The organism is Alkalihalophilus marmarensis DSM 21297, assembly GCF_000474275.2.
In the GTDB taxonomy this organism is placed as follows: Bacteria; Bacillota; Bacilli; order Bacillales; family Bacillaceae_D; genus Alkalihalophilus; species Alkalihalophilus marmarensis.
In genome coordinates this window covers 1-16,524 of sequence record NZ_ATAE01000067.1, presented here as the reverse complement: position 1 = coordinate 16,524, position 16,524 = coordinate 1, and the positions used below count along the sequence as shown (strand labels likewise).

Sequence of the window (16,524 nt, the reverse complement as noted above, 5' to 3'; positions counted from 1 at the left end):
ATCTTTCTCTAGGAAAGATAATACCATCAAAGGAGAGAGAAATATGCCATTTGGAATTGTTACACTTGCTTTTATAATCTTTTTAACTGTTGGTTTATTTGCGCATGTTCAAGTGATCCCTGCATTGTTATCTGTGTCTCATCGTGATTCATGGATCAGCATTATCTTAACGAGCTTCTTATGGGTGGTATGGGCATTTGTTATTTATAAAATTTTACGGCTTCTCTACAAAAAAGATATCCCTGTTTTTCTAAAGAAATATTCAAAGTCTCCTGTTTGGTATTACGTTATCACTCTCCCTTTTGCAGCTTATCTTTTTCTGGGGGTGATCATCACTATTAAAGATATTGCCTATTGGAGTCAATTAACCTATGCACCTAATCTGTCTATATGGATTATCAATGGATTACTACTTTTATTTTGTTTTTTCTGTGTCAGTTCAGGTTTTAACACAATCGGAAATGTAAGCTTATTACTCTTACCTCTCGTTGTCTTTTTAGGCTTTTTCGTCGCGACAGCTAATATCCCAAAAAAGCATTACGAGTTACTGCTCCCGTTATTTGAAAATGGGTTTATGCCGACATTACAAGGATTAATCTATACTTCCTTACCAATCATTGAGTTTTTCATTTTGTTTTTTATTCATTCGCATTTCAGTAAACACTTCTCGTATAAAAGTATCCTGATTATCGGGATATTAGTTATCGGACTAATGTTAGGTCCGACCGTCGGTACCATTGTCGAATTTGGTCCAGAGTACGCCGCTTTATTCAGGTATCCGGCCTATGAACAATGGAGAATCTTAACGATCGGGAAGTATTTTTCAAATGTAGATTTTTTCGCTACTTTTCAATGGCTCTCAGGTGGTATTGTACGGATCAGCCTTTTTTTATTTGTTCTAGTAAATATATTCAAAAGTTATAAACGACAAACAAACAAAACCATCTATGTTATTTTCTTTTTAGTTTATCTCATTTCAGTTCTACCGCTAGATCCCTACCTTTTTTATGACTGGACCTTTCAATATTACTTTCCAATAGCTTTAATTGTTTTAGTTATTCATACTCTCTTCTTACTATTAATCCTTTATATAACGGATCGAAAATCAAAAGAAAGGAATGTTTCGCTATGACACCTGACAACGCGTCCTCTGCTCATAATGATGTACAATATACGGATAAAGACTGGTTATCTGAACAGTTTCACAACTCCTCAGACATAGTGATTAAAGACTATCCTAATCAGAACGTGCTGTTGATGTTTTGTGACCCGTTAATTGATCATAACGCCCTGCATTCCAATCTTTTAAACTTTAAAGAGAGAGAGTTTAATTTAGAAGAATTATCGACATTAGTTCAACTGACAACGATAAAGAAACAATCTTTTTCGTTTGATTTATTATGTAAATATCTTTATGATGGGTACCTTTATATTGCATCTAAAGAGGCATCATCTGATTATGTATTCTTTTTAAATATCGCAAAAATCCCCGCTCGTTCTCCAGATGAATCTGTTGCAGAAGTTTCTACAAGGGGGCCAAAGGATGGTTTTATTGAGCAAGCTTCAGTAAATATTGGGTTAGTTCGTAAACGATTAAAAACCTCTAGTTTTGTTGTTGAAAATTTCACTATAGGTACCCGTTCTAACACAAGTGTTTCCTTACTATATGTTTCAGACATCATAAACGAAAATATATTAAAAACAATTAAAGACCGAATAAATAATGTTAATACCGATGTTATTACGAGCAGCGAAGGATTAGGAGAGTTTCTTTCAGATCAAATATTTTCTTTATTCCCTTTAATTAATTATACGGGCCGGCCGGACTTTGTAGCTCAATCAATTAACCAAGGCCGTTTTGCTGTGATCGTAGACGGCTCTCCCACCGCTCTAATCGGTCCTGCTAATTTATCTTTTTTATTGAAAACTGCTGAAGATAGCAGCAGCAGTTTTTACTTTGCTTCTACAGAGAGGGTCATTCGTACCATTGGATTGTTGATAAGTATTTACCTTCCAGGTTTTTATACTGCTTTGACTTCCCATAATATAGGACAGCTTCCATTTCCATTAATCGCTACAATATCGGTCTCAAGAAGCGGCTTACCATTTTCCAACTTTTTAGAAATGCTTATTATGTTAATTATGTTTGAGTTATTTAAAGAGGCTGGTGCAAGACTTCCGAAAGGAGTCGGTCAAACAGTAGCAGTTTTAGGTGGATTAATTATTGGAGATGCTGCAATAAGGGGCGGCATTACTTCACCGACCATGCTGGTGGTTGTGGGTGTCACAGCCATATCTAGCTTCACATTAGTCAATCAATCACTTACAGGAAATTTATTTATTGCCAGGCTTTATATCCTCTTTTTAAGCTCAGGATTCGGATTATTTGGATTTTTTATAGGGTTTCTTTCTTTAACTATTCACGTCGCTTCTCTAAGATCTTTTGGGACTTCTTATGTGATATTCAATAAAATGGAGTCAATCAAAGATTTAGTCAGCATATTTATCAATCTGCCTAGACCTTTACAAACCAAACGAGCACCTGATCTAGACCCTAACGATTCAACTAGAGGGCAGTCATGAGAAAAATATTATTCATTCTATTTTTATGTACAATATTAAGCGGGTGTCTTGAGAGTAAAGAAATACAGTCTATCGCCTATGCTATTTCAATGGGGATTGATTTTAAAGAGGAACAGTTTGAACTCACTTTGCAATTTTTAGATTTTAGTAATGTAGCTAAATCTGAGCAAGGAAAGGGCGGAGAAGTCCCATTATGGTTAGCTGTAGGTCGCGGAAGAAGCATTGATGATGCTGTTTCAGAAATATATCGAACCATTCAGCTTCCTGTAAATTATGAGCATCTATATAACATTGTCTTAGGTAAAGCAATACTTGAGGAAAAAGCAAGCGAAACACTAGATATGCTAACTGAAAATTTTCTTATTCCTTATTCCGCATGGGTTTACAGTACAAATCAACCTGTACAAGAAATTTTGACGAGTAAAGTCATTTTTAATTACCCTTTCCTCTATTCGAGATTAACACAGCCAGAAGATATGCAGGAACAGCTCTCTTCAGTGCCTTCACTTTTCTTACAGCAATTTATGCTTGAATACGAAGAACCAACAAAAACCATTGTGCTACCGTCTATTAATATTGAGGATAATGCGATTAAAGAAGACCTAACAGGAGTATCCGTACCATATTTCGAAGGGGCTCATATCATAAAAGACAAGCAATATAAGGGGTATCTTTCAATTAACGATCTCAAAGGATTTATTTTAACCAATAACGAATCGAAACGCTCTCTTTTTGATGTAAAGGAAGAAGAGATATTTTTGACCGTTGAATTGAATAATCCTACCTTTAAAATAAAGCAGACATCATCAGCTGGAGGAACAAGCTATACATTAGCAGTTACTATACCAAGTGTCCTTCGCGAGAACTCAACAGAGCTGACAATGGATGAAGTGAAACGAAAAGTAGAAAAAGCAATTGAAGGGGAAGTCTCCAGCTCTATCATTAAGGGGCAGGAAATAGGCGCTGATGTTTTCCAATTTGAAGACTTTCTTTTTAGACGAAATCACACTGAATGGCTAAGTATAAAAGAAGCCTCTAATAACTTTGAATTCGAAACAATTGAAGTTACATTAAAACCATTTAACTCTGTAAATAAAACCAATTACAAATTTCAAAAATAAAAGCAAGGAGTGAGCTCACTCCTTGCTTTTATTTTTTTACATTTGCTTTAGTTTTTCCACATACGGCGTAATATCTTTACCTAGTGAATCTGCTAAACGCTGACCAAATTCTTCATCGGCTCTGTAGAAATTGCAGATTGCAAGCATGACTGTTTGTTCTGCTACTCCTTGAAGATCGGCAGTCATATTCTTAATAACGGCATCCTGTTCTTCTTTAGAATAACGTCTCCACACTTGACCTGCTTGACCAAAGTTATTTGGCTTATCAATCGGCTGACGGCCTGCCATCCCTTGAACAGGCATCATAGGATCAGTATGAGCGCCATCTTCTTTCGGTGTATCCGCATAACGGTTAGGTTCGTAATTGATATGACCTGGCTGCTGTTTAAAAGCCATTGCCCCGTCACGCTGGTTGTTGTTTACTTGGGCAAACGGGCAGTTGATTGGAAGCTGCATATAGTTAGGTCCCACGCGGTAGCGCTGTGTATCTGAGTATGAGAATAGTCGGCCTTGCAGCAGTTTATCTTCAGATGGCTCGATACCAGGAACCACCACACCAGGGTTGAATCCTACTTGCTCGGTTTCAGCAAATACATTCTCCGGGTTTCTATTTAATGTCATTGTTCCAACTAATTGATAAGGAATATCTTCTTCAAACCAATCTTTTGTTGCATCAAGCGGATCAAAGTCAAACTTGTCCATATCAGCTGGATCTAGAATCTGAACATAAAGGTCCCATTCCGGATAATCCCCATTCTCAATCGCTTCATATAAATCTTGTGATGCATGGTTGAAGTTCTCAGCTTGAATTTCAGCCGCTTCTTCCATTGATAGATTTTTTACCCCTTGATTTGGTACCCAGCGAAATTTAGCATAGACGGTATTTCCAAACTCATTAATCAGCTTAAATGCATGAACACTTGACCCGCGCATGTGGCGGTAACTAGCTGGAATACCTTCATCAGAGAACAAGTGGGTTAACATATTTGTAGACTCAGGACGAAGCGTCATAAAATCCCAGTAACGGTCTGGATCTTGACGATTTGTACGTGGGTCTGGCTTCAATGAATGAACCATGTCAGGGAATTTCATTGCATCTCGTATAAAGAACACCGGCAAATTATTCCCTACAAAGTCCCAGTTTCCTTCTTCAGTATAAAATTTTACCGCAAATCCACGCGGGTCACGTAATGTTTCAGGTGAATGCTGACCGTGTATTACGGTTGAGAAACGAGCGAATACAGCTGTTTGGGCTCCTTCTTGAAATACAGCAGCTTTAGAGAAACGTTTTAGACTGTTTGTTACTTTAAATACACCATGAGCTCCTGCACCGCGAGCATGAACGACACGCTCAGGAATACGCTCACGATCGAAATGAGCAAGCTTTTCAATCAATTGATAATCCTCAAGCAGCGTCGGACCGCGTTGACCGGCTGTACGAGAATTTTGGTTGTCATAAATTGGGGCACCTTGGTTTGTCGATAATTTTTTCATCGTTGCAATTCCTCCTAATTGAACCTGATTAAATAAAGATCATATATTTAACTTTTATTTCTTTTTTCTTCTTTTTCAGAAGCCATTGTAATAATAACTACTTATTTATAATAATTATTAATTGATTACAGTTATCATTGTACTCAGAGTAAACCTCAATGTCAACACTTATTAATAATAATTTTAATTAAATAATTAACATTAATAAATATCCTCTTCTTTCTTCTAGCTAAATGGCTTGGTGGATAGTTGAAACAACCTCCTATTCATTAATCTATTTAACTCACTTTATCAATCAGTCAATATTATTGATAACTACTCCACTTAACAGAACGTAAAAAAGGATCACAGCCTAAGGCTGTGATCCTTCATTTTTCCGATCAAATTGTTGAAAAACCGTATCGTTATTAAGAGAGAAAATCTCATTGCCTGTAATGGTATTGATAATCGTTTGATTTCTACGAACAGATAAAGCTAGGTTCGTTGCACTTGCACCATGCGAATGTTCAAGATTCGTAAGAACAAACAAATGATTTTCACGTTCATCTTTGAACTGGAGACGATAATCATTTGTTACAGCAAATTCTTTCTCGCTTTCCCACTTAAATTCACCTTTCATATCGAGAAGCCAATCCGGCAGATGCGGTTTATACCCAGTAGCAAATACAACTTTCTCTGTTTCATGTGTAAATTCTTCTTCTTGCTGCCATTGCTCGCACATTAACTCATATTTCATCGGCTCTTTTTTGATGACATCATTCACTGAAGTCATCGCCTGGATCGTTACTGCCGGGTCTTCTCTTCTAATAGAACGGTGGTACAGCAGATCATAAATCGCATGTAGAGTTTCTGCTTCTACGCCATTACGCAGCCCGCCAAGCATCGGCAAAGCATCTTTTCTTTTTTCGTAAGAAAGCTCATGAAAATACTGGACATAATCTGGTGAGAATACCTCTTGTCCAAGTTTCCCTGATTCAAGCTGAAAGAAGCCTGGCGAACGTGTAAACCATGTTAATTGGTAGTTATTTTCCCGCTGAGTAAACAGCAGATCATAGAATACTTCTGCCGCACTTTGCCCAGACCCTACAACTGTCACACTTCTTGATTCTTTAAATTCTTTTTCATAATGCTTATAGCGGCTCGTATGAATGACATCTTCATTTAATTTCTCATCGATTGGAGAGGGGATAAGCGGAGTGCTCCCCGTACCGATAACAATATGAGTTGCTGTATAGGAGGTCATTTTACCCGTCTGTACATCTTGGACCTCAATATTGTAAAGCTTATAATCACGATCGTACTCCACTGATGTGACCATTTTCCCAAAATGAAGCGTGGACAGATCTGATACGACCCACTGACAATAGTCATTATATTCTACTCTAGGTACATCAAAGCGTTTAAAGAAATAAAACTGATACATCCGGTTATGCACATGCAGGTAGTTAAGAAAACTGTACTTGCTTGTCGGATCTGCTAATGTGACGAGATCTGCTAAGAAAGGGACTTGAAGATCCGACTGCTCAAGCAGCATACCAGGATGCCATTGAAACACTTCTGTTTTATCAAAAAATGCCGCTTTTAGTTCAGTGTTTTCTTCAAGTAATGCAGCCAGACCCAAATTAAACGGCCCTATACCGACCCCTATCACATCATAATGACTGTCTTTCATCTAGTTCCCCTGCCTATCTTCTTATTTAAACACTGAATTCTTACTTGGTTAATTAAATAATTTACGCAATACTTTCATTGTTAGTTTCCCTTGTTTATATCTAAGAGGCAAATCCACCTTCGTTGATTGCTTTAAAATGCTCTTCCGATGAGAGAAGGTGCGGAAGCTTTCTACCCCATGGTATGCACCCGTCCCGCTCTCTCCTACACCGCCAAAAGGCAGATAAGGGGTAGCTAAATGCATGACCGTATCATTAATACATCCGCCGCCAAAGGACAAGTTTTGTGTAATCAGCGCCTCAACTTTTTTATTTTCAGTAAATACGTATAAGGCAAGTGGATTCGCTTTGTCTCTTACTTTATCTAATACCTCCTCCAACGATTGATACGTAAAAATAGGAAGGATCGGTCCAAAAATCTCTTCCTGCATGATAGACGCTTCCCAATTTACTTCTGTTAGAATGGTCGGTGTTAAAGTGCGTGATTCCTTATTGTACTGCCCGCCAAGTTCGACCTGCCCATCTGAGAGGAATCCAGCTAACCGCTCTAGATGGCGTCCGCTGACCACTTGAGGATAGGTTCCTTTAAGCAAAGCCTCATCAAATAACGCTTTCGTATGCTTCTTAACCTTTTTCAGAAAGGCTGGATAGACTTTCTCATGAACAAGAACATAATCAGGAGCTACACAGGTCTGCCCTGCATTAAGAAATTTACCCCACGCAATTCGTTTAGCAGCAAGATCAAGCTTCGCATCTTCATGAACTATAGCAGGACTCTTCCCACCAAGCTCTAAGGTAATAGGAGTCAAGTTCTTTGAAGCAGCTTCCATGACAATCTTTCCGACACCAACACTTCCCGTAAAGAAAATATAATCAAACGGCTCTTTTAACAAAGCCTGGCTGACATCGACGGCCCCTTCAACGGTTTTAATATAAGCCTCATCAAAGGTTTGATCTAGGAGCTTTGCTATTGCTTTTGATGTGTGCGGAGTTAATTCTGATGGTTTGACGATCGCACAGTTCCCTGCAGATATGGCCCCCACTAGTGGTGAAAGGGCTAATTGGAGTGGATAATTCCAAGGGGCAATGATTAACGCCACTCCGTAAGGTTCATAATGTATTTTCCCAACTGAACCAACATGAGAAGCTGGTGTCTTCACTTTCTCCGGCTCCATCCATTCTTTTAAATGCTTTAATGTATGATTTATTTCTTGATAGGTTGGTCCAAGCTCTGTTAAAAAAGCTTCTTCATTTGTTTTATTTAGATCAAGCTTTAACGCTTCTAAAAGCTCTGCTTCATTTGTTTGAATCGCTTCTTTCAAGCGCTCTAACTGTTTTTTTCTAAAGGTATACTCTTTTGTCTGTCCTGTATAGAAGAAATGCTTTTGTTTTTCTCGTAAAGACGTAAACATCGCTAAAGTCCCCCTAACATGTAATAACATAATCTCATTCTTACTATACCTTTATTTGCGCCCGTAGTCTGCTTTGATCTCTCCCCATTTTTCTGTGTGCCATTTTAGGATCGGCGTATCATACTCATTTTCTTGCAGCCACTTCTCTGCACGGTCGACAAGCGACCAAATATAAGCCGTCCGTTCGTTGCGATCAAGTGTAGACTTTGCCTTCTTTTGTTTTACCCATTTAATTGCTGTTAGAGAATCCGAATAGATCGGCTTGTTCAGTCCGTGTTCCTTTAAATAAGCAAGCCCGTGTACAATGGCTAAAAATTCTCCCATATTGTTTGTCCCGATATGAATCTCATCATGTGCAAACAGTATTTCTCCCGTTTGTGTATGTACCCCTTTATACTCAACAATTCCAGGGTTTCCCCGGCATCCAACATCAACAGAAATGCTGTCCCAATTGACTTCAGCGATTACATCGGTTTCCTTTTTTTGTGTGGAAGTCCTCGCTTTACTCTTTGTCTTTGAACTAGAGGATGCAGACGCCCCGCCGCCGCTAAATGCAGCTTTCGCCTCCGCCTCTGTCGGAAAGGATTTAAAACGAGCTCCTGTAAAACCTTTCACTTGCGCCTCACATTCAGCCCAAGTCGTAAAAATACCTTTTTTTCGTCCATTCCAAACCACGTAAAATTTCTTTTTTGCCATAGGGACACCTTCTTCGTATAAGTTTTCCATTTAATCAAATAGTAACAATGAAACACCTTTTACACAATCAAACACCTTTTACACATCAAGCGCATATCACAAAATGAAAGGAGCATCACCCATGACTAAACGAAATAAACAGCACAATAAAGCAGTTACAAATAACCAAACTCCGACTGAGAGTATGTTTAATCAGGAAGTAGCAAGTGAGATGATTGATAACGGCGGGAACAAATCCAACGAAAAGAAAAAGAAATAACGTATAAAATCAATACAATGTGGATACCCTGTTGAAAAAACGTTTAGGAGGGTAAACTCATGAACATTACGATTAATCGAAAGCGCTCAGTGAAAGAAGTTGGGGATCTTGTTAGTACGAAGAGTAATAAGCTCTATGCGATTATTGAGGATAAAGGAGAGAAGTATCCTTATCATCTCCTTTGTCTTGAGAGCTTTACGATTATCGAAAGTTATGATGAACTCCCTTCTAATCAGGAAATTGAAGAAGATATCGGGGAGAAGCTTGATGGAATATATCAGCATCGCGACTCACATATCACATTAAACTAAATAGGAGCTGCCCGGTTTAGGGACAGCTCATTTTTATTAGGGTGAAGAGAATGAAATGAAGTGACGCAATAAATGGATAGTACGATACAATTTCGTCTGAGAGGGACGCAATAGACTGTTGAATCGGCGCAATTAGAGCAGATTGACGCATAAGACTCAGCAAATGATGCAATTACACGATGAATAAGCAAGATTACCTCACCTACAGGCACATATACAGCCGCAAATCGTACAATCCACCTGCCCCATCGCAATCAACGCGCACTCACCTTTTCTCTTACCTCTCTAATTGAACTTTCGCTCGTTTCTCAACTGTATATAATCTCCATAATAAAGCAGCTGCACATACGGCAAGTCCTGTTATCAAGCCGATCCAATATCCAAACGGTCCGAATTCTGTGTAGTTGGCAAGTATATATCCTGTAGGAAGACCGATCAGCCAAAACGAAACTAACGCCATTACAAATGGGATGTTAACATCTTTATGACCGCGTAACACCCCTTGTATCGGGGTAGCAAGTGCATCAGACAATTGGAAGAAAATCGAATAAATAAGGAACTGTTGAATTAACCGCGCAACATTCGGATCATTTGTATAAAGCCCGGATACAGGTCCTCGCATGACATAAATAATAAGGCCAGCAATGACACCCATGCCGAGCGCCATCCATATCCCCATTTTGCTATACTGCTTTGCGTCATCAAATCGTTTAGCGCCTACCTCATACCCAACAGCGATCGTTAAAGTGAACGCAAAACTTAATGGGATCATATAGAGGAAGGAAGCGAAGTTAATCGCAGCTTGGTGTGCTGCAATAGTGGCCGTATTAAACTCACTCATTAATAACGTAACGGCAGCGAAAATACTCGTTTCAAAGAAAATAGTAAAACCAATAGGCAGCCCTAAAATTAAAAGCTCTTTCCATTTTGCAAATGATATTTTATATACATTCTTAAAGATCTGGTACGTTGAAAAGGGCTGTACGCGAGCAATGAAATAAATCGTAATTGCAAGTATGCTCCAATAAGTGATCGTTGAAGCAACCCCGGCTCCAATCCCTCCTAAGCGCGGAAAGCCCCAGGCACCAAAAATAAGGACATAGTTAAAGAACACGTTAATCGGCAGCGACAAAAGCGTAATAAACATCGTCACACGTGTTTGGCCAAGAGAATCAATAAAACAGCGCAGCACGGTGTACATAAATAAAGGTATGACACCAAAGCCAAGTGCGACTAAATAATAATAAGCCACCCGGTGCACTTCTGCTTCTAATGACATTAGATTTAAGATCGGCTCAAGTACTAGACCTCCGCCTATAATAATGACGATTGATACAGCAATTGATAAATACAAGCCTTGAACCACTGTATACGGCACTTCCTCTTTATTACCTGCACCGATATTTTGAGCGATCATCGGCGTCAGTGCTAAGAGAACACCACTTAACCCAGTAAATACGGGCACCCATAAACTCGAACCAATGGCCACACCGGCTAAATCTTCAGCACCAGCCTGACCGGACATTGTGGTATCAAAAAAGTTCATGGCATACAGCCCTAATTGTGTAATGAGAATCGGCATCATAACAACAAGGAACAGCTGAAGCTTCTCTTTTAATGTTTTTGTTTCTCTCATCTTACTCCTCCTTGCCACCCCTTCTTGTATAAAACTATGCCATTATATCACGCTTCTTACATAAAGGTTAATCATAAATCTTTCGTTTCACTAAAAAAATCACTGACAAAAAAGCTGCAGACTCGTTTAGTCTGCAGCTTTCCTTAATGTATTTATACACAAGTGAACATACGCTCAATAGCCAGTTTAGCCGATTGGGCTGTTTCTTCGTCTACTGTTATAACATTTACAGGCTGTCCTTCTGCTATTTGTTCAAGCGTCCATACAAAATGAGGAAGATCAATCCGGTTCATTGTTAAACACGGGCACATATCAGGATTAAGTGAGCGGATTGACTGATCTGGATGTGTGTTCATTAATCGATTCACTAGATTCATTTCCGTTCCGATTGCCCACTTTGTCCCTGTTGGAGCCGCTTTGATTTGATCAATGATATACTTTGTGGAACCTGCATCATCACTCGCATTAACCACATCCCATGTACACTCCGGATGAACAATGATTTTACGTTCAGGCTCTTCTGCTCTTATCTTGTTTACATGTTCTAGGCGGAACTTTTCATGAACTGAACAGTGTCCCTTCCATAAAATCATTTTCACTTTATCCTTCTTACAAGATCCTTCTACTTCCTCAGTTAGTTGATTCCATATGACCATCTCATCAAGAGGAATCCCAAGTTCATATGCCGTATTCCTCCCTAAGTGCTGATCAGGCAGAAATAATATGCGTTTCTTTTTTGTAAAAGCCCATTCAAGCATCGCTTTTGCATTAGAAGAGGTTACCGTCGCTCCCCCGTTCCTGCCAACAAATGCTTTTATTTCAGCCGAAGAATTCACATAGGTTAACGGGATTATCGTGTCTCCAAATTCGTCGGTCAACTTTTCCCATGCAGCTTCTGTCTGCTCTTTTGTTGCCATGTCGGCCATTGAACAGCCCGCCCGCATGTCAGGGAGAATGACTGTTTGTTCGTCATCCGTTAAGATATCTGCTGTTTCTGCCATAAAATGAACCCCGCAAAACACAATGTAGCGTGCTGTCTGGTTGGAAGCAGACAGCCTTGCAAGCTGCAGGGAATCACCTGTCACATCAGCAAATTGAATGACTTCATCTTTTTGGTAATGATGACCAGGAATAAACAACGTATCACCGAGCTCACTTTTTATATAGGCAGCTCTTTTTATTAAATCTTGGTCACTCATTTGTTTGTAATACGCTGGGATTGTTGGACCTGCTTTTGAAAAAAGATCCATCTTAAGCATGGGACACACCTTCTTTCACTAAAACATCCAGGCTGATATCTAACGCCTTAACCGAATGCGTCAGGGCCCCCATCGAAATATAGTCTACCCCTGTGTGAACATACTCTTCTAATTGATGAAGCGTAATCCCTCCTGATAATTCGACCACTATGGAATCAGGAACAAGCTTTCGCCATTCTTTTGCTTCAGTTGGAGAACAGTTATCAAACATAATCACATCTACGTGTGATGCAACGGCTCTCTTTACCTCTTCACACGACTCAACCTCTACTTCAACTTTCACCATATGGCCGAGCTTCTCTTTTACTCGTTTCACGGCAGTATCTAAATCTCCTCCGCATTGAGCAATATGATTGTCTTTTATTAACACAGCATCATGCAGCCCAAAACGGTGATTAAACCCGCCGCCGCATGTTACCGCGTATTTTTCTAGCATCCGTAGACCTGGTGTTGTTTTTCGTGTATCACAAATTCGAATCGATGTTCCTTCCACTTTCTTAACTGCTTTGTTCGTTTCTGTGGCAATTCCTGAAAGCCGCTGAATGATATTTAAGATCACTCGCTCAGAGGTGAATAGATCACGAGCTTTGCCATAGACTTCACAGATTATCTCGCCACCCCTGACTGCATCCCCGTCGTTCTTATGCATAATCACCTCGATAGCAGGATCGAATAACTGATATGAAGAAAAAATAACCTCTTCTCCACAAAAAATCCCTTCATCCTTTGCCAGAAAATAAGCCTTACCTTTTTCATTATCAAAGATAGCTTCTGATGTTAGGTCTCCATGTCCGATATCTTCAGAAAAAAACTGAATTAATTGCTCCCTTAACATAAGTTTGTTCACTTCAACACCCTCTCCTTCTCTTTCACAGGTTTTGCCCATATATCGCCTCTTGCCTGCATCATAGCTTGGGGGTTCATTGGCATCCTGCCTATCTCTTGTGAATCATTTCGAAAATGGGCTCCTAAGCTCTCTTTTCGTGCTAGTGCAGACTTGGCAATGAGCATTGCAGCCGTACACATCGTGTCTATTTCAATTTGTTCTCTCGTCCAATTCACCCGACTGTATACGTCTTGATCAAACTGTCTAAAGCCGCCTAACCATGAAAGTAACTGTTCTAGATCGTGGCTGGTGCGGGTAATGCCTAAAGCTTGTGTCACTTTACGTTTTAACTCATTTTTAGAAGGCAAAGCAGAAGGGTCATCGACTTTCTCAGCACGAATATATCGATCATCGTCACTAGTCAGCTCTCTTTTAAGCGGTTGGCTTAAAAGAAATTCTCCTAAACGTTCACCGAATACAAGAGCTTCTAACAAAGAATTGCTTGCGAGCCTATTTGCCCCGTGAACATTATTCCCGCTCACTTCTCCTACCGCATATAAGTTTGCAATAGAAGCGGCCCCGTTCGCATTCGTCTCCACTCCCCCCATATGGAAATGAGCGCCTGGACATACAGGAATACGCTGCTTTTCTAAATCAACTTGAGCTTGATTACACAAGCTGGTAATCTGAGGAAATTTATCTTTAAAGTTAGGAATGGGTGAAATATCTAAGAAAATGGGCTCCTCTTTTTTTGTATACTCGTAAATTACCCGTGCCACCACATCTCTTGGGGCAAGGTCACCACGGTCGTCTCTTCCATCCATAATAGGAGTACCCTCTTGATCTACAAGCCGAGCTCCTTCTCCTCTTAAAGCCTCTGATGCTAATCCCGCAGTCCTTCCTTGTGAATAAATGAGCGTAGGATGGAACTGAATAAACTCTAAATCTCTCAAAATAGCACCCGCTCTATAAGCCATTACTAAACCTTCGCCTATTAAAGACGGATCATTCGTTGTCGCTTCGTATAATCCTCCAATTCCACCTGTTGCTAGAATTGTTGCAGAGGCTCTGACTTCTATTAATTCATTTTGCTTATTCTTAAACCAGGCACCATCACAAACCTCATTCTCTATAATTAGATCAATCGCTTGATAATGTGATAGAATACGGACCTTTTTCTGCTGCAGTTTACTCCAAAAATAAGTCATGCAGACTTTCCCTGTCTGATCCCCTTGGTTATGTACGATACGCCGGATCGAATGGGCTCCTTCTTGACCGAAGAGAAGCTCTCCATCCATCGTTTGATCAAAGTTGAGTCCTTCTTTCATCCAACCTCTCAGCCGCCTTGGCCCTTCTTTGACAAGCATTTCTACTAGCTGCTTATTATTTTGATAACAACCAGCCTTCATCGTGTCTTTATAGTGAACAAATGGATGATCTAAAGATGAAAGTGCTGCTGCAATCCCTCCTTGAGCCCTCCATGAATTGCCGCTCTCAATCGACCCTTTCATAGCTATCGTTACTTCGTAGCGGTCAACGAGCTTCAATGCACATACGACGGCTGCCAGTCCTCCGCCAATGATTAGTACATCTGTTTTCAACATGCAACCACCCATTCTTTACATGTGTCTTGACACCTATATTTACATAAAATTAAACTAAAGACAAGACTTAACTAACAGGAGTGAGGATGTTGATCTATTTAGACCATGCCGCAACGACCCCTATTTCAAAATCAGTGATCGGTGCATGGATTCGTGCGAGTGAACATTATTTTGCCAACACCCAGAGCCTTCATGAAGAGGGTGAAGAGGCAAGGCATTTATTTGAGATATGTAAAAAAGAAATGGGAGAACTTCTTGGTTGCGAGGGGCCTGAAATCTACTTTACTGGGAGCGGTTCTGAGGCAAATCAATTACTATTAGAAAGTTTATTCAAATCTATTAAAACAAGAGGAAATCATGTGATCACTTCCTCTATTGAACACCCTTCTGTCTTATCCTTTTTTCAAAAGCTAGAAGAGCAAAGAGTGGAAGTTACGTACTTACCTGTTTCAAGTGAGGGCTTGATATCTATTACCGAGCTTAAAGAATCCATTCGAAGCGATACGGTTTTAGCTTCGATTCAGCACGTCAATTCAGAAACAGGTTCCATTCAACCGCTTAAAGAGATTGGAGCCATATTGAAAGAGAAGAATATCATTTTCCATAGTGATTGTGTGCAATCTTTCGGAAAGCTTCCGCTTAATGTCCGTCGGTACCAGCTTGATGCCATTTCAGTGGCCAGTCATAAAATTTACGGCCCTAAAGGAGTCGGTGCTGCTTACATCAACAAACAAACCGCTTGGAGTCCGACTCTTCCCTTCACTCATCATCAAAATGGATTTAGGCAAGGAACGATTGACCTGCCTGGAATAGCTGCCTTCACTACAGCTGCACTGGAGATTCAGGAAACGCTTAGTCAGCAGCTTGATCATTTTTGGAAGCTTAGAGAGCAATTATTATCTGCACTGTTTAACGCAGGCATTTCATTTAAAGTTGAGGGGAGTACAGCAAAAGATAGGCAGCTCCCTTCAATCATCGGACTTTCGATAGAGGGCATTGAAGGTCAATGGATGATGCAGATGCTTGACCGGCACCATATTCAGATCTCTACTGGCACAGCCTGTCAAACAGGAAGTCAAACCCCCTCAAAAACAATGATTGCATTACAAAAAACCGAACAGGAAATTAACCGCTATTTTCGCATTTCTCTAGGCAAAAGTACGACCAGCGAACAAATATCCTATACGGCAAATAAAATCATTGAAATTGTTAACGAATTTCGAAAAAGGAAGGTGGGTTAACTAGTCTCTCCCTGCAGTAGTTGTTGATTTCCGCTCCAGGCACTCGCTTTCCGCGGGCGGTCCGGAAGCCTCCTCGTCGCTTTGCTCCTTTGGGGTCTTCCTGGTCACGCACATCCCGCAGGAGTCGGCGCCTTCCGCTCCAATCAACGGAGGAAGGGATTTGGTTAAGTTGCTCCCATTTTTATAAGGAGCAGTTCAGTGATCTTAGCAGATTAACCTAATAATGTCTGCATTCGTATAATTTGAAATGGTACATAACTAAATCGTTCCACTAAATAAATGGACGAAGCAAGTAACATAGCGGATGAAATATGTGAAGACTCCTGCGCTGCCTAGAGGAGGCCACTGAAAAAGTCCTTTTGTTTTCTGAGAGTGGTTGGTCGAATTTATTCGACCAACCACTCTCTTTTTC

14 protein-coding genes are annotated in these 16,524 nt (G+C 40.1%); 6 read left to right on the top strand and 8 right to left on the bottom strand.

The features are described 5' to 3' along the window. Positions 1–43 precede the first annotated feature (43 nt). Genes A33I_RS18810 through A33I_RS18800 form a run of 3 tightly spaced genes read left to right on the top strand, consistent with a single transcriptional unit; the run spans position 44 to position 3,704 of the window. Positions 44–1,132, top strand: a complete 1,089-nt coding sequence (locus A33I_RS18810) for an endospore germination permease (RefSeq protein WP_022629863.1) — start codon at positions 44–46, stop codon at positions 1,130–1,132. Then, positions 1,129–2,583 (top strand): spore germination protein, encoded by a 1,455-nt coding sequence (locus A33I_RS18805; protein ID WP_022629862.1) that lies wholly within the window; start codon positions 1,129–1,131, stop codon positions 2,581–2,583. Before A33I_RS18810 ends, A33I_RS18805 begins: the two co-directional genes overlap by 4 nt. After that, positions 2,580–3,704, top strand: coding sequence for a Ger(x)C family spore germination protein (locus A33I_RS18800; protein WP_022629861.1), 1,125 nt, complete (start codon positions 2,580–2,582; stop codon positions 3,702–3,704). Before A33I_RS18805 ends, A33I_RS18800 begins: the two co-directional genes overlap by 4 nt. A 36-nt stretch (positions 3,705–3,740) precedes the next feature. On the opposite strand, the gene A33I_RS18795 is transcribed toward A33I_RS18800, so the two are convergent. From A33I_RS18795 to rnhA, 4 genes are all read right to left on the bottom strand, one after another. Then, positions 3,741–5,198, bottom strand: a complete 1,458-nt coding sequence (locus tag A33I_RS18795) for a catalase (protein WP_022629860.1) — start codon at positions 5,196–5,198, stop codon at positions 3,741–3,743. A 352-nt stretch (positions 5,199–5,550) separates the two neighbouring features. Beyond that, complete coding sequence (locus A33I_RS18790; protein WP_022629859.1) at positions 5,551–6,870, bottom strand: lysine N(6)-hydroxylase/L-ornithine N(5)-oxygenase family protein; 1,320 nt, start codon at positions 6,868–6,870, stop codon at positions 5,551–5,553. Between the two features lie 48 nt (positions 6,871–6,918). Further along, positions 6,919–8,280: an aldehyde dehydrogenase gene (locus tag A33I_RS18785; protein ID WP_022629858.1), complete on the bottom strand. Its 1,362-nt coding sequence runs from the start codon at positions 8,278–8,280 to the stop codon at positions 6,919–6,921. A 51-nt stretch (positions 8,281–8,331) separates the two neighbouring features. Beyond that, a complete protein-coding gene (gene rnhA / locus A33I_RS18780; RefSeq protein WP_031311874.1) occupies positions 8,332–8,976 on the bottom strand; it encodes a ribonuclease H in 645 nt (214 codons plus the stop codon). 121 nt (positions 8,977–9,097) lie between these two features. On the opposite strand from rnhA, the gene A33I_RS21150 reads away from it, so the two are divergent. Both A33I_RS21150 and A33I_RS18775 read left to right on the top strand, forming a co-directional pair. Further along, positions 9,098–9,235 (top strand): hypothetical protein, encoded by a 138-nt coding sequence (locus tag A33I_RS21150; RefSeq protein ID WP_012957521.1) that lies wholly within the window; start codon positions 9,098–9,100, stop codon positions 9,233–9,235. 59 nt (positions 9,236–9,294) lie between these two features. After that, positions 9,295–9,546, top strand: a complete 252-nt coding sequence (locus tag A33I_RS18775) for a hypothetical protein (RefSeq protein ID WP_012957520.1) — start codon at positions 9,295–9,297, stop codon at positions 9,544–9,546. 277 nt (positions 9,547–9,823) lie between these two features. On the opposite strand, the gene A33I_RS18770 is transcribed toward A33I_RS18775, so the two are convergent. The 4 genes from A33I_RS18770 to nadB all read right to left on the bottom strand — a co-directional run bounded on the left by A33I_RS18770 (position 9,824) and on the right by nadB (position 14,871). After that, on the bottom strand, positions 9,824–11,182 hold the full coding sequence (locus A33I_RS18770) for an MATE family efflux transporter (RefSeq protein ID WP_022629856.1): 1,359 nt from the start codon (positions 11,180–11,182) through the stop codon (positions 9,824–9,826). Between the two features lie 152 nt (positions 11,183–11,334). Further along, positions 11,335–12,432, bottom strand: a complete 1,098-nt coding sequence (nadA, locus tag A33I_RS18765; protein WP_031311872.1) for a quinolinate synthase NadA — start codon at positions 12,430–12,432, stop codon at positions 11,335–11,337. Position 12,433: 1 nt separating this feature from the next. Next, on the bottom strand, positions 12,434–13,288 hold the full coding sequence (gene nadC, locus A33I_RS18760; RefSeq protein WP_031311870.1) for a carboxylating nicotinate-nucleotide diphosphorylase: 855 nt from the start codon (positions 13,286–13,288) through the stop codon (positions 12,434–12,436). Continuing rightward, a complete protein-coding gene (gene nadB / locus A33I_RS18755) occupies positions 13,285–14,871 on the bottom strand; it encodes an L-aspartate oxidase (protein ID WP_022629853.1) in 1,587 nt (528 codons plus the stop codon). Before nadB ends, nadC begins: the two co-directional genes overlap by 4 nt. An 86-nt stretch (positions 14,872–14,957) precedes the next feature. Here nadB and A33I_RS18750 point away from each other — a divergent pair, with 86 nt between their 5' ends. Beyond that, positions 14,958–16,112, top strand: coding sequence for an IscS subfamily cysteine desulfurase (locus A33I_RS18750; protein ID WP_022629852.1), 1,155 nt, complete (start codon positions 14,958–14,960; stop codon positions 16,110–16,112). The last annotated feature ends 412 nt before the right edge of the window (positions 16,113–16,524 follow it).

Coding starts and splice junctions, on each gene's coding strand:
- A33I_RS18800 (WP_022629861.1), top strand. CDS start 2,580: ATGAGAAAAATATTATTCATTCTATTTTTATGTACAATATTAAGCGGG.
- A33I_RS18770 (WP_022629856.1), bottom strand. CDS start 11,182: ATGAGAGAAACAAAAACATTAAAAGAGAAGCTTCAGCTGTTCCTTGTT.
- A33I_RS18775 (WP_012957520.1), top strand. CDS start 9,295: ATGAACATTACGATTAATCGAAAGCGCTCAGTGAAAGAAGTTGGGGAT.
- rnhA (WP_031311874.1), bottom strand. CDS start 8,976: ATGGCAAAAAAGAAATTTTACGTGGTTTGGAATGGACGAAAAAAAGGT.
- nadA (WP_031311872.1), bottom strand. CDS start 12,432: ATGGATCTTTTTTCAAAAGCAGGTCCAACAATCCCAGCGTATTACAAA.
- A33I_RS18795 (WP_022629860.1), bottom strand. CDS start 5,198: ATGAAAAAATTATCGACAAACCAAGGTGCCCCAATTTATGACAACCAA.
- nadB (WP_022629853.1), bottom strand. CDS start 14,871: ATGTTGAAAACAGATGTACTAATCATTGGCGGAGGACTGGCAGCCGTC.
- A33I_RS18750 (WP_022629852.1), top strand. CDS start 14,958: ATGTTGATCTATTTAGACCATGCCGCAACGACCCCTATTTCAAAATCA.
- A33I_RS18805 (WP_022629862.1), top strand. CDS start 1,129: ATGACACCTGACAACGCGTCCTCTGCTCATAATGATGTACAATATACG.
- A33I_RS18790 (WP_022629859.1), bottom strand. CDS start 6,870: ATGAAAGACAGTCATTATGATGTGATAGGGGTCGGTATAGGGCCGTTT.
- A33I_RS18785 (WP_022629858.1), bottom strand. CDS start 8,280: ATGTTTACGTCTTTACGAGAAAAACAAAAGCATTTCTTCTATACAGGA.
- A33I_RS21150 (WP_012957521.1), top strand. CDS start 9,098: ATGACTAAACGAAATAAACAGCACAATAAAGCAGTTACAAATAACCAA.
- A33I_RS18810 (WP_022629863.1), top strand. CDS start 44: ATGCCATTTGGAATTGTTACACTTGCTTTTATAATCTTTTTAACTGTT.